This is a genomic window from Pseudarthrobacter sp. AG30 (assembly GCF_003116525.1).
Classification (GTDB): domain Bacteria; phylum Actinomycetota; class Actinomycetes; order Actinomycetales; family Micrococcaceae; genus Arthrobacter.
On the sequence record NZ_QEHL01000017.1, the window covers coordinates 134372 to 147496 of the forward strand.

Genomic DNA, 13125 nt, shown 5'->3' on the forward strand with positions numbered 1-13125 from the left:
GGGCCCGCAGGGCCGCCTGAGACCAACAGGGTTTGGCACTCCTACGGCTCGAAGTAGACGGCTCCTGCCGGCGTCAGCGCCTGACGGATGCTGGTCAGGTGGCCCGGCATGAGCTCGGGAAGCTCGTCCAGTCCGAACCAGCCAACCGCCAGGGACTCGTCATCGTTCACCCTGGCGTCGCCGGACACGTAGCGGCACAAGAACACGACGTCGAGGAATTCGCAGACGTCGCCGTTCGGGTAGGTCACCGGACCTACCGCCCCCACGGATACCACGCGTTCGGCTTCCGCCACCACGGCCGTTTCCTCAAAGATCTCCCGGACCAGGCCCCGGGCAGGCTGCTCCCCCGGGTCCAGCATCCCGCTGATCAGGGCCCACTGCCGGTTGTCCGCCCGCTGGGCCAGCAGGATCCTGCCCCCGTCATCGACCACCACGCCCCGTACGCCGGGAACCCAGAGGGGGTCGTTGCCGATCTTCTTGCGCAGTTTCAGGACGTATTCAGGTGCAGGCATAATGCCAGCCTACCCAAGGCCAAAGACGTCCCAAGGCCGTAAACCTAAGCCGGCAGCAGCATGGCGGCCGCGGCCCCGGCAAGCATGAACGGGCCAAACGGGATGGCGGACTTCAGCGTTCCCCTGCGGGCCGCCAGGAGCGCCAGCGACCAAAGGCCGCCGAGCAGGAACGCGAGGAAGGTGCCGGCGAAGAGATGTCCCCAACTGAGGTAGCCAAGGTACATGCCCAGCACGCCCGCCAGCTTCACATCGCCGAATCCCATCCCGGGCGGATAGGCAAGGCGAAGGACGAAGTAGAAAAGCCAGAGGATCGCGGCCCCCGCCAGCACCCTGACAACAGGCATGATGGGGTTGCCGTTCGGATCCCCCGCGGCCGTCACCGCCCCGCCCCAGCCCGTCGCCGCTGCGGCCAGGAGAAGGAATCCTGCCACGGCATAGGAGGGAAACACGATTCGGTTGGGCAGGAGATGGTGCCGGACATCGATAACGGTGAGCCGCACAGCCATCACCACAAAGTAGAGGCAGGCGGCCAGCACCAGCCAGAAGGCCACGGGGGTGTACTGCCACAGGTCGCCCAGTCGTCCGATCACCCCTCGGATGCTACTGGATCCGGCAGTACCGGCCGTAGCGCCGCCGCGTAAACTGTGGATATGTCGACCTGGGAGTCCCGGCGCCGGACGGTTCCGGACCCTCCTGGCACACCCGCGGATCCGGCTGCCGCGTTCCGGAACCTGTGCCGGTCATCCCCCTGGAAGTGGCAGTCCCTGAGGTTCGAGTACTGGGACCAGCCATTCGATGCGGCTCCCGGACCGGGGGCGCCGTTCGTCCGGGCATGGCTGCGGCGGCCCGGGGCGCTCCGGCTGGAGAGTCCGGATGGCCTGGTGCTGCACAGCACCACCGGAATCAACGATTCCCGTGGTGACTTCTACGTCAGCTCCACCCGCAAGTCCTGGCTCCTGCCGCCCCATCTGGTCACCCCCGTCTATGACGACGCCGGACAAGTCCGCCGCAGGCCTGAGGCAGCGTACGGCGAACCAGGTTTCGGCAACGGACGCTTCTCGGCCGCCCTGGACCCCGTTGAGCTCGCCGGCAACGCTCCGGTTCCCATCGAATTCCCGGGCAGCAACGCACTGGACATCAAGGACATCCACCATGTCGAGCACGAAGGCAGGGCCGCCCTGGAAGCGGTGGTGGTCCCTAACGCCGCATACCACCCGGGGGATGCCGCTGCTCCGCTGTGCCTTCCCGGGCGCACGCGCCTCCGCGTGGACGCGGGCACCGGGGTCTGCGTCGCCAGCCGGTCACTGGAACCGGGGACCGGTGATTACGGGCATTGGATCCGCATCATTGCCGTGGACGAATACATGCTTGATGACCTGTTCCTGGCCCAGTCCATGAACCTCACGGACGTCCGGCGGCACATCACCTGGGACCTCCCCGCCTGAGCGTGACAGGTACCGGCGGTGACGATCAGCTAGGCTTCGCGGATGACTTCCCTGAGTTCCATCTGGCCCCTGTTCGACCTTCGGCTGGCCACACCCCGGCTTGAGCTCCGGCCCATCACCGATCAGGACGTGCCCGCCGCCGTGGCAGCGGCCCGCAGCGGCATCCACGAGGCCGGCCGCAACCCGTTCAGTATGCCCTGGACGGAACTTCCGGACGACGAACTGGGCCCGAACATGGCCCGCTGGTACTGGCGGTGCAGGGCCGAATGCTCCCCGGAAAACTGGACGTTGCTGCTTGGCATCTGGCACGAGGGACGTTTTGTCGGCTGCCAGGACATTGGTGCCAAGGACTTCGCAAGCCTCAAGACCGTCAGCACCGGCTCCTGGCTTCAGCAGTCCGTCCAAGGGCGCGGACTGGGCACGGAGATGCGTGCCGCCGTCGTGCTCTGGGCCTTTGACTGGCTGGGCGCCGACGTGGCCGAATCCGAGGCCGCATCCTGGAACGACGCCTCCCTGGGCGTCTCGCGCTCCCTTGGCTACGAACTGAACGGGATCACCCGCAAAGCCTGGGGTACCAAGGTCGAAACGCTCCAGCACGTCCGCCTCACCCCCGAAACCTTCAATCGCCCCGAATGGAAGCTGAAGGTGGAGGGCCACGAAGCAGCGGCAAAGTTCCTGAAGGTCGCGTAAGTCCGGGCTGGGTTGGCCGGGCAGTGGCCGGGTTCGTCCGGTTCGAGCCCTTCGCCGTCGCTTAGACACCTCCCGGCGCGCCGCTACGGTCGCTGGGCGACCTGCGCAACGCTCTGGTCGGCGATGCGCTCCTACGCGAAGGACTCGAACCGGACATGTGCGCAGCTCGCCGAACGACCGCAGGTGCCCCTATGCGTCGTGTCTAAGCGACGGCGAAGGGCCGTGGCCCGACGAACCCGGCCACGGCCCTTAATTAGGTGAGGTCAGCCCTCTAGCAGCTCTGTCACCAGCGCTGCGATGGGCGAGCGCTCTGAGCGGGTGAGGGTGACGTGGCCGAAGAGCGGGTGTCCCTTCAGGGTTTCGACGACGGCGGCGATTCCGTCGTGGCGCCCGACGCGGAGGTTGTCCCGCTGGGCGACGTCGTGGGTAAGGACGATCTTGGAGTTCTGGCCCATTCGGCTCATCACCGTCAGCAGCACGTTCTTCTCCAGTGACTGCGCCTCGTCCACGATCACGAAGGCGTCGTGCAGGGAGCGGCCGCGGATGTGCGTGAGCGGCATGACCTCGAGCATGCCGCGGTCCATGACTTCCTCCACCACTTCCTGGCTGACCAAGGCCCCGAGCGTGTCGAAGACCGCCTGCGCCCAGGGGTTCATCTTTTCGGATTCCGAACCGGGCAGGTAGCCAAGTTCCTGGCCGCCCACGGCGTAGAGCGGCCGGAACACAATCACCTTCCGGTGTTCGCGGCGTTCGAGTACGGCTTCGAGGCCCGCACAAAGGGCGAGCGCCGATTTTCCGGTGCCGGCGCGTCCGCCAATGGACACGATGCCGACGCCCGGATCCATCAGCATGTCGATGGCGAGCCGCTGCTCGGCGGACCGGCCGTGGAGGCCGAAGACATCTCGATCGCCCTTGACCAGGCGCACCTGCTTGTCCGCCCCCACCCGGCCCAGGGCCGAGCCGCGGTTGGAAAGCAGGACCAGGCCGGTGTTGACGGGCAGTTCCGCCGCGGCGGGGATGAACACGGGTTCGTGCCCGTACAGGGTAGAGATTTCCTGTTCGTCGGCTTCGATTTCGGCGACGCCGGTCCAGCCCGAGTCCTTGACGAGCTCGTTGCGGTATTCGTCGGCGGTGAGGCCCATGGCGGACGCTTTGACCCGCATGGGGAGGTCCTTGGAGACCACGGTGACATTGCGGCCCTCGTTGGCCAGGTTCTTGGCGACGGCAAGGATCCGGCTGTCGTTGTCACCGCTGCGGAAGCCCAGTGGCAGTACCTCCGCCGAAATGTGGTTGAGCTCCACCACCAGGGTGCCGCCGTCGTCACCAATGGGAATGGCCTGGTTCAGTCCGCCGTGCTTGACCCGGAGGTCGTCCAGGAGCCGCAGGGCCTTCCGGGCGAAGTAGCCCAGTTCGGGGTCGTGCCGTTTTGCCTCAAGTTCGGTGATCACAACGATTGGCACCACGACTTCATGCTCGGCGAACCGCAGGAGTGCCCGGGGGTCCGAGAGCAGGACTGACGTGTCGATGACGAAGGTGTGGATGTCGGCTTCCCTTCCGGAGACAGCGAAACCGGCCGCAGCATCAGTTGCTGCGCCGGTTTCAAAAGTGGCGCGCTCGGCGCGAGAGGTAGCTTTTCCGCCCTGTCCAGCCAGGACCTCGGGCAGTCGTTCAGAAGTAGCCACATCGACTCCAGCCCCGGGCACCAGCCCGGAATTGTTATTGGTGAGGCGGCTCGGCCACGAGGCCGGGTCCGGCCTCCCATACAACCGGTGCGATGTTTCGCTCCATGTATTGGCCTCCCCGATCAGCCGGCGGTTTTGCCTGCTGATGGATATAACGTAAATCCACCCGGCCAAGTTTCCGCAACCATTACGCGGCGATTCCCGTTGCGCGTCGATTAACTCGTGCTGAACCGGGGGTGTCAGGCGCCGAAGCGCCGCTGCCGGCCGGCGTAGTCACGCAGGGCACGGAGGAAATCGACTTTTCGGAAGGCGGGCCACAGGGCCTCGCAGAAATAGAACTCGCTGTAGGCGCTCTGCCACATGAGGAAGCCGGAGAGCCGCTGCTCCCCCGATGTCCTGATCACCAGGTCCGGGTCAGGCTGGCCGCGGGTGTAGAGGAAGCGCGAGATGTCATCGACGCACAGGTCGTCGGCGAGCTTGGAAATGTCCATGCCCTTGGCGACGGCGTCGTGCAGGAGTTCGCGGACGGCGTCGACAATTTCCCGCCTTCCTCCGTACCCGACGGCGACGTTGACGTGGATCTTTTCCCGCACCGGAGTCCGCGCAGTCAGCTTGTTGAGCCGCTCAGCCAAGTAGTCCGGAAGCAGTTCAGGGGCACCCATCGCGTGGACGGAAATATTGGCGTCGTCATCGAGCCGGTCCAGCGTGTTGGCGATGATGCCCATCAGGAGGTCCAACTCCTCGCTGGACCGGTTCATGTTGTCAGTGGACAGCATGTACAGCGTGACCACCTTGACGCCGAGTTCCTGGCACCAGCCGAGGAACTCATGGATCTTGTCCGCGCCCGCCTGGTGGCCCTGGCTGGTGGGGGCGTTGAACTGCTTGGCCCAGCGCCGGTTGCCGTCCACCATGACGCCAATGTGGCGGGGAATCCGGTCGCGCGGGAGATCCTTCAGCAGCCGGCGTTCGTAGTAGCCATAGAGGAACCCGGGCAACTCCACGCGTCCACTCACCTGACTTTCCTGCCGTACGTACATCCACATCCTAGGCTACCGCCAGCAGCGCTCCGGGACGCGCCGGGGTCCGGGAGGCGGATCCGACGCTAAGTTACCAACGAGTAACTTACCGATGCGTAAGTTATTCTGGACCAATGAACAGCGACGCTCCGCACAGTTCCCGGCCGTCCGGGCCGGAGGGCAGCAACCCCGGCGACGGGCCCGGGCCCAACGCAGTGGATGATGCTGCCGTCCGCCTGGCGGAACTGCTGATGATCAAACCGAAATGGCGGGGTTGGATCCACACCGTCACCGCCCCGCTGGCGCTTGCCGCGGGCATCGTCCTGGTTGTGCTGGCCCCTACCGCGGACCGGCGGATCACCTCTGCCGTCTTTGCGGCCACCGGCGTGCTGCTGTTCGGTGTTAGTGCCGTCTACCATCGCGGAAATTGGTCCCCACGGGTCAAGCTGGTCCTCAAGCGGCTGGACCACACCAACATCATGCTCGTCATCGCCGGCACCTACACGCCGCTGGCATGGACGCTCCTGGAACGCCCGCAGGCGGTGATCCTCCTGTGGGTCATCTGGTCCGGTGCCATCCTTGGCGTGCTGTTCCGGCTGTTGTGGACCGATGCGCCCCGCTGGCTGTACGTGCCCATCTACATCGCGCTGGGCTGTGGCGCCCTGTTCTACCTGCCGCAGTTCTTCCAGGCGAGCCCGGCTTCAGCGGTCCTGATCTGCGTGGGCGGAGTTCTCTACATCACCGGCGCCGTCTTCTACGCCCTGAAGAAGCCAAACTTCAGCTACCACCACTTCGGCTTCCACGAACTGTTCCATGCACTGACGGTGCTGGCTTTCGCAGCGCACTTCGTTGCCATCGCACTGGCCGTCCTGGCCTGACGCCGGTTTACTCCCCCGGCCGCTGGAGCCCGTTTCCGTTGGACTCCGGCGCTGCCGGGCGCGGGCCGTCGTCGAGCCCGTCCTGCGCGTCAGCCGCCTCCACGTCTGCCGCGGTTGCGGCCGCCATGCGTTCTTCCTCCACCTGGGCGCGGTAGCGCACCCGGCGGATCCGGCGCACCATATCGACGATCAGCAAGGCCGTGGCCACCACGAAGAAAGCCGTCATGACGAACCCCAGCAGGCCGGGGGTCACCTGGTCCTCGGAGATCCCGTCCCGAAGCGTTGGAGTGGGCAACGGGGTCGGCGTGGTGGCGAGGCGGAGGAGCAGTGAATGCACGATTGATACCTTTTGGTGGAACGGATGCAGCAGGAGGCGGACAGCACGGGCCTGGGACGCACCCGACTTCTACGCTTGATAGAAAAAGCCTGCTCTGACTATCTTAGCCCGGCGAACAGGTCCTTCTCCGGGAGCTCGGACGGCACCCTCGAATGGATCAGGGAGTAGTCCTCCCAGGGCCAGGTCCGGCGCTGCATGTCGGGTGAGACGGCGAAGAAGAACCCCAGCGGGTCCACCTGCGTCCGGTGGGCGCGCAGGGCGTCGTCACGAACTTCGAAGTAGTCGCCGCAGTCGATCTGTGTGGTGGTGGGGTGCGGCGCCGGCGGCGGGGTGTGGCCCTCGGCGTCGGATTCGAGCCACGCGGCCAAACGCTCGGCATACGGGGACTGGAGGCCCGCCTCTTCCAGCGCAAAGTGCAGTGCCCGGAACCGTTCGGGGCTGAAGGCGCGGTCGTAGTAGAGCTTGCTCGGCTCCCACGCCTCCCCCGCGTCCGGGTAGCGTCCCGGATCGCCGGCGGCTTCGAAAGCTTCCACAGCCACACGGTGGGCCATGATGTGGTCAGGGTGGGGGTAGCCGCCGTTTTCGTCGTAGCTGAGGATGACGTGCGGTTTGAACGAACGGACCAGCCGCACCAGCGGCGCCGCAGCCCGTTCCAGGGGCAAGGTGGCGAACGAACCGGCCGGAAGCGGCGGAAGGGGATCGCCTTCGGGAAGTCCGGAGTCGACAAATCCAAGCCACGCCTGCTTGATGCCAAGGATGGAGGCTGCGTTGGCCATTTCCAGCCTGCGGGCACCGGCCATGTCCCGCTTCGGGTGTGGTTCGCCTTCGACTGCCGGGTTCTGGATGTCGCCGCGCGACCCGTCCGTGCAGGTTGCCACCATGACATCCACGCCCGTGGCTGCGTACATGGCCATGGTCGCAGCGCCCTTGCTGGATTCGTCGTCCGGGTGGGCATGGACTGCGAGCAGCCGGAGCGGCACCTGGGAGTTGCTGGACGCTGTCATGGAAAGGACGGCTCCTTATTCTTGTTTCGCGGCTTGTGGCAGCCGAAGGATGTTGAAGCGGGCGTCGTGCCCCACCGGCGGCCACGGCCGCCGCAGAGAGCCGGCGGAAAGGGCACTAAACTGGTCTGGTGACTTCCCCGGACCAGCCGGCCCAACCCGCGCCCGCAGACACTAGCCTAGCCAATCGGTATGGTGCTAAAAAGCGCCGGTTCACTCCCAAGGCCACCCGCACCGGCATCGGCATCGCCCTCGCGGCCGGAATCGGGTTCCTGGCATGGGTTTCGACGTCGAATTCCCTGTCCGGGGTGACGTACAAGGACATCGGCTACAGCACCACCGATTCCACCGTTGCCGAGGTCGACTTCCAGGTCACCCGCGAGCCCGGAAACGCCGTGAAGTGCGCCGTCAAGGCACTGGATTCCAAGTTCGCCGTCGTGGGCTGGAAGGTGGTCGACATCCCGCCGTCGGCGGCGGATGGAACGGCCGACGGCGGCAGGACAGTCGCCCAGCGCGTCACCGTGCTCACTGAGTCGGAGTCCGTGTCGGGCCTGGTGGACAGCTGCTGGATTCCCAGCCAGGCGCAATAAGGGATGTGACCGGCGACTCGTCCAGGTTGGGTTATCTCCAAGTGATTGACTACACTGGATAGATACCTTTACCCCGCTGAGCTGGTTGCTGCTCCACAAGTGGCCACCATGGCGGGGTCTTTTGCATGTAGGACCACCAGAGGAGAAGTCCGTGTCTACCACCAACAGCGCTTCTGCAGCCTGGCTCACCCAGGAAGCTTTTGACCGCCTGAAGGCAGAGCTGGACCACCTTTCCGGCGCAGGCCGGGCGGAGATCGTCCAGAAGATTGAAGCAGCGCGGCAAGAGGGCGACCTCAAGGAAAACGGCGGTTACCACGCAGCCAAGGAGGAGCAGGGCAAGATTGAAGCCCGCATCCGCCAGCTGACCGTGCTGCTTCGGGATGCCCACGTGGGCGAAGCACCTGCCGATGACGGCATCGTGGAACCGGGCATGATCGTGGTGGCCAAAATCGCCGGGGACGAAGAGACGTTCCTGCTGGGCTCCCGTGAAATCGCCGGCGACTCGGATCTGGATGTCTTCAGTGAAAAGTCGCCGCTGGGTGCCGCCATCGTGGGCCACAAGGAGGGGGACACCCTCAGCTACGTCGCTCCGAACGGCAAAGACATCAAGGTGGAGATCCTCTCCGCCAAGCCCTACGCAGCCTAGCCTTCGCCGGCCTGGCCGGGCCGCCGCAGTGTTTTAAAGCCGACCGTGCCGGCACACAGGCGCTTTGCTCAGGGCCCCACGGTTGCCGGGACGCGGGGCCGGAGCAGGAGCGCAGCCACGACACCGCCGGCAGCACCGCCCAGGTGCGCTTGCCAGCTCACGTAACCGGCAACGAACGGCAGGGCGCCCAACAGGATGCTCCCGTAGCCCATGAACAGGACCACGGCGAGCAGGATCTGCCGCCAGCTCCGGTTGAAGAAGCCTCGCACCAGGAGGAATGAGAACAACCCGAAGACCAGGCCGGATGCCCCCACGGTAACGCCGTCGCCAATGAGCCACACAGTCAGGCCGCTGCCCAGCCAGCTGAAGGCAAGCGCGGTCAGGAAGACGCGCAGCCCGGACAGGAACACCAGGAACCCGAAGATAACCAGTGGAAAACTGTTGGAGAGCAGGTGGTTCAGGTTGGCGTGCAGCAGCGGGAAGGTGAAGATGTCCAGCAGCCCGTCGGCGCTCCTGGGCCGCAGCCCGAATGTCCTGACCAGCGCGCCCATCATCAGCGAGTTGGCCACCTCCAGGGCGAACAACAGGGCAAGGAAGCCGCCCAGCACCGCCAGGCCGCCCTTCGCGCGGGACGCAAGGGTTTGGCGCCCGGGGTGGCGTCCGTTACCAGCAGGTCCGGCCATGCCCTGTCCTAATGGACCACGATCGGCTGGAAACCTTCAGCGCGGAGTGCGCTGAGGACCTGCTCACCGTGCTGGTGGCCCTTGGTCTCAAGGTTCACCGTGATGGATACGTCGCCCATGCTGATGGAACCACCCACGCGGGTGTGGTCCAAACCGGTGACGTTCGCATCGTTTTCGGCGATGATGCGCGCAATGGTTGCCAGGGAGCCGGGACGGTCGTCCAGCATCATTCGAACGGTCATGTAGCGGCCGGCGGCGGAGAGGCCGCGCTGGATGACCTTGAGCATCAGCATGGGATCGATGTTGCCGCCGGAGAGGACGGCCACGGTGGTTCCAGGGTTCTCGATCTTGCCGTCCATCAGGGCCGCGACGCCCACCGCACCTGCGGGCTCCACCACCATTTTGGCCCGTTCCAGCAGGAAGATCAGGGCACGGGCCAGGGAGTCCTCGCTGACGGTGACCACGTCATCGACCAGTTCGCGGATGATGCTGAAGGGCAACTGCCCCGGGCGGCCCACGGCGATGCCGTCAGCCATGGTGGAAACCTTCTTCAGCGGCACCAGGGCATCGGCGGCCAGCGAGGGCGGGTAGGCGGCGGCATTCTCCGCCTGGACGCCGATGATGCGGATCTCGCGGCCGAGTTCCCTGGCCCGGGCCTTGATGGCGACGGCGACCCCCGCAAGGAGCCCTCCGCCACCCACGCCCATGAGTACGGTGTCGACGGTGGGCACCTGCTCCAGGATTTCGAGGCCAACGGTCCCCTGCCCTGCCACGACGTCCACGTTGTCGAACGGGTGGACGAAGACCATTCCGGTCTCATTGCTGTAGCGCTGTGCTTCGGCCAGCGCCTCGTCAACGTTGTGTCCATGGAGGATCACTTCGGCGCCATGGCTGCGGGTCGCGGCGAGCTTGGGCAGAGCCACTCCCAGGGGCATGTAGATGCGGGCCTTGATGCCCAGGCTCTTGGCGGCAACGGCTACACCCTGGGCGTGGTTGCCGGCGGACGCTGCCACCACGCCGCGCTTCTTCTCGTCCGCGGAGAGCCGCGCCATGCGGACGTAGGCGCCGCGCACCTTGAATGACCCGGCCCGTTGCAGGTTTTCGCATTTGAAGTAGACGTCACCGCCCACCATGCCGCCCAGCGCGCGGGACGATTCCACGGGGGTGCGCGCAATAATCCCGTCAAGCAGCTTCTGCGCCTCAAGGACATCGTCCAGTGTGACGGGAAGGGTTTCAAGGATCTTCACGGACTACTCTCCTCTGGATTCGGCTCCGGTGCCCTCTCGGGAGGCGGTGCGGGCATCGCGGTTTTCGGCTGTTGCGCCGGCCGCCTCCAGCCCCGCATCGGATGCAGCCTGCGGTTCAACGTCCTCAATGGTGTTGTCCCCGCCCGCTCCGGCTGTGATGGGCTTTCCGGCGATGACCGGCACTTGTTCATGTTCCCACGTTCTTGCGGCAATGTAGCGAACGGCCGAGTTTGCTACGGCCAGGATGGGTACCGAAAAGAGCGCCCCGGGGATTCCGGCGAGGTACGAGCCCGCCGCAACGCTGAGGATTACCGCCACAGGGTGCAGCGAGACGGCCTTGCCCATGACCAGGGGTTGCAGGATGTGGCCCTCGAGTTGCTGGACCAGCAGGACGATGGCCAGCATGACCAGCGCGTTGACCGGGCCGTTGGCCACCAAGGCGAGCAGGATGGCGACGGCGCCCGTCACCAGGGCGCCCACCACCGGGATGAAGGAGCCGAGGAAGACCAGCACGCCGAGCGGAAGCGCCAGCGGGACACCGATTATGGCCGCGCCTACGCCGATACCGATCGCGTCGACGGCAGCGACGAACATCTGGATGCGCGCATAGCTGACCATTGACGCCCAGCCCTTGCGGCCTGCACCGAACGTCGCTGCCCGTGCCTTTCGGGGCAGCAGCCTGACCAGGAAAGCCCAGATCCGGTCTCCTTCCAGCAGGAAGAAGATAAGGATGAACAGTGACAGGAGCATCCCGGCCGCAAAGTGTCCGGCGGTGCTGCCGAAGGAGAGCGCACCGCTGAGGATGCTGCTGCTGTTGTTCTGCAGCGCGTCACTGGCGTCCTTGACGTACTGGTCCACCTGGGCGTCCGTGAGGTGCAGGGGGCCCGTGGACAGCCAGTCCTGGACCTGCCGTATGCCTTCGAGGGCCTGTGACCAGAGCTCTCCGAACCCGACCGCAAGCTGGCGGCCCACCAGGGCCAGCGCACCCGCGATGACCCCGATAAAGCCCAGGACCGTCACGGCCACGGCGAGGCCGGCGGGCAGGCGCCGGCGTTTCAACCAGTGCGTGACCGGACTCAGGAGTCCTGCAAGGAGCGCGGCCACCATGATCGGAATGATCAGGAGCGTGATCTTGCTCAGCAGCCACACGAGGGTTCCTGCCATCAGCAGGATCAGTCCCAGCCGCCACGACCAGGACGCCGCAATGCGGACGCCGTAGGGAATGTCCTTGTCGAGTTCACGATCCGTCAGCACCCTCAGCGGGGCAGCGGGGGCAGAAGGTTGGTTTGCCTGGGTTACGGCGTCCTCATGTGGCGTCATAACCCAATACTTCCGCAGCCTTGCGCTAATGGGAAACCAACGCCCCGGCCGGGGCCGGGACATAGTCGATCCCCCATTCGATGCTGAAGGATTCGCCCGGCGCCAGCCAGCGAAGGCCGTCTCCGGAGTTGAATGCGTTCGCTGGTCCGGTCATCGGTTCCACGGCCACGGCGCGGGTCCGGCCGGGGTATTCGGTGCTGACGAAAACGTGGACATAGCGGCAGGCTTCGTCCTGCCAGAGCGACACCGCGGCGCCGTCGGCGGCGGCCAGGGTGTGCCGCGCCCTGCCCCCGTCGTAGCGCAGGTCGGTCAAGGCTACATCCACTGCGAGATTGGCAATCGCGCTGCCGGAGCGGAAGTCGGTATCTCCGTCCACCGGCGCCGTGCTGCGCGGGATCAGGCGGTCATCGGCCACCAGCCGGGTTTCGGCGGCGACTGTCAGCTTCAGGTCCTCGACCGGCGTGTCGCCGACCCGCAGGTAGGGGTGTGCGCCCAGGACGAAGGGAGCCGGAGCCGTGGAATCGTTGATGAGCGTCTGCCTGACGTGCAGTCCCAAGTCGTCGGTGAGCTGGTAGTGCACCCGGTGCCGGGCCAGGAACGGGTACCCATGCTGCGGAAAGATGGTGGCTTCAAGTTCCACCGAATGTTCCGACCTCCCCACGAGGGAGTAGCCGGTGTTCCGGAGGAGTCCGTGGCTGGCGTTGTTGCGGGACACTTCCGTGATGTCCAGCTGTTGCTCCTTCCCGTCCAGGAGCCAGGTCCCGTCCTCCACCCGATTGGCCCAGGGCGCCAGCGTAATCCCGGTGGCGCCGGGAGCGATCTGGTCATCGCCGTAGGTTTCCGTGAGCAGGACACCGCCCCGGTGGTACGAGCGCAGGCCTGCCGCCAGCTCGGTGACCACGGCCGCGGCATCGCCGCGGCGCAGCTCGTATTGGCGGCCGGTCGCGCAGGACGGGAGGGACGCGGCACCTTGGTTTTCGGGTTCGGAAGAGGCAGTCATGGGCCTACCGTACAACGGGCGGCGCCGCACCCGCATGAGCGTCACTGTTACTTTTTGTTGTTAACTATTCTTTATTGA

The 13125-nt window shown here is 65.8% G+C and carries 15 protein-coding genes; 5 read left to right on the forward strand and 10 right to left on the reverse strand.

The features are described from left to right. Positions 1–41: 41 nt before the first annotated feature. Both DC347_RS14720 and DC347_RS14725 read right to left on the reverse strand, forming a co-directional pair. Positions 42–512 (reverse strand): NUDIX domain-containing protein, encoded by a 471-nt coding sequence (locus DC347_RS14720; RefSeq protein ID WP_109863460.1) that lies wholly within the window; start codon positions 510–512, stop codon positions 42–44. A gap of 44 nt (positions 513–556) precedes the next feature. Then, positions 557–1102 (reverse strand): A24 family peptidase, encoded by a 546-nt coding sequence (locus tag DC347_RS14725; protein WP_109863461.1) that lies wholly within the window; start codon positions 1100–1102, stop codon positions 557–559. A 60-nt stretch (positions 1103–1162) separates the two neighbouring features. Here DC347_RS14725 and DC347_RS14730 point away from each other — a divergent pair, with 60 nt between their 5' ends. Next, positions 1163–1957 (forward strand): hypothetical protein, encoded by a 795-nt coding sequence (locus DC347_RS14730; protein ID WP_109863462.1) that lies wholly within the window; start codon positions 1163–1165, stop codon positions 1955–1957. Positions 1958–1999: 42 nt separating this feature from the next. Next, positions 2000–2647 (forward strand): GNAT family N-acetyltransferase, encoded by a 648-nt coding sequence (locus DC347_RS14735; RefSeq protein ID WP_109863463.1) that lies wholly within the window; start codon positions 2000–2002, stop codon positions 2645–2647. A gap of 263 nt (positions 2648–2910) precedes the next feature. On the opposite strand, the gene DC347_RS14745 is transcribed toward DC347_RS14735, so the two are convergent. After that, positions 2911–4329: a PhoH family protein gene (locus DC347_RS14745; RefSeq protein ID WP_109863464.1), complete on the reverse strand. Its 1419-nt coding sequence runs from the start codon at positions 4327–4329 to the stop codon at positions 2911–2913. Positions 4330–4568: 239 nt separating this feature from the next. Further along, on the reverse strand, positions 4569–5330 hold the full coding sequence (locus DC347_RS14750; RefSeq protein ID WP_018761888.1) for an isoprenyl transferase: 762 nt from the start codon (positions 5328–5330) through the stop codon (positions 4569–4571). A 251-nt stretch (positions 5331–5581) separates the two neighbouring features. Here DC347_RS14750 and DC347_RS14755 point away from each other — a divergent pair, with 251 nt between their 5' ends. Then, complete coding sequence (locus DC347_RS14755) at positions 5582–6223, forward strand: hemolysin III family protein (RefSeq protein WP_043424022.1); 642 nt, start codon at positions 5582–5584, stop codon at positions 6221–6223. Between the two features lie 7 nt (positions 6224–6230). Here DC347_RS14755 and DC347_RS14760 read toward each other — a convergent pair whose 3' ends face one another. Further along, positions 6231–6560 carry a hypothetical protein gene (locus DC347_RS14760; RefSeq protein ID WP_109863465.1) on the reverse strand — a complete coding sequence of 110 codons (330 nt, stop codon included), beginning with the start codon at positions 6558–6560 and terminating at the stop codon, positions 6231–6233. Positions 6561–6658: 98 nt separating this feature from the next. Next, positions 6659–7564, reverse strand: coding sequence for a mycothiol conjugate amidase Mca (gene mca / locus DC347_RS14765; protein WP_018761891.1), 906 nt, complete (start codon positions 7562–7564; stop codon positions 6659–6661). Positions 7565–7692: 128 nt separating this feature from the next. Between mca and DC347_RS14770 the strand changes: the two genes are divergently transcribed. Together DC347_RS14770 and greA are read left to right on the forward strand one after the other, a co-directional pair. After that, positions 7693–8151, forward strand: a complete 459-nt coding sequence (locus tag DC347_RS14770) for a DUF4307 domain-containing protein (RefSeq protein ID WP_109863466.1) — start codon at positions 7693–7695, stop codon at positions 8149–8151. Between the two features lie 151 nt (positions 8152–8302). Next, a complete protein-coding gene (greA, locus tag DC347_RS14775) occupies positions 8303–8797 on the forward strand; it encodes a transcription elongation factor GreA (RefSeq protein ID WP_018761893.1) in 495 nt (164 codons plus the stop codon). Positions 8798–8865: 68 nt separating this feature from the next. On the opposite strand, the gene DC347_RS14780 is transcribed toward greA, so the two are convergent. The 4 genes from DC347_RS14780 to DC347_RS14795 are packed head-to-tail and all read right to left on the reverse strand — an operon-like array spanning position 8866 to position 13047. Then, a complete protein-coding gene (locus DC347_RS14780; RefSeq protein ID WP_109863467.1) occupies positions 8866–9480 on the reverse strand; it encodes a rhomboid family intramembrane serine protease in 615 nt (204 codons plus the stop codon). Positions 9481–9488: 8 nt separating this feature from the next. Continuing rightward, a complete protein-coding gene (ilvA, locus tag DC347_RS14785) occupies positions 9489–10727 on the reverse strand; it encodes a threonine ammonia-lyase (RefSeq protein ID WP_109863468.1) in 1239 nt (412 codons plus the stop codon). Positions 10728–10730: 3 nt separating this feature from the next. Next, a complete protein-coding gene (locus DC347_RS14790) occupies positions 10731–12047 on the reverse strand; it encodes an AI-2E family transporter (RefSeq protein ID WP_240617806.1) in 1317 nt (438 codons plus the stop codon). Between the two features lie 25 nt (positions 12048–12072). Then, positions 12073–13047 carry an aldose 1-epimerase family protein gene (locus tag DC347_RS14795; protein ID WP_109863470.1) on the reverse strand — a complete coding sequence of 325 codons (975 nt, stop codon included), beginning with the start codon at positions 13045–13047 and terminating at the stop codon, positions 12073–12075. Positions 13048–13125 lie beyond the last annotated feature (78 nt).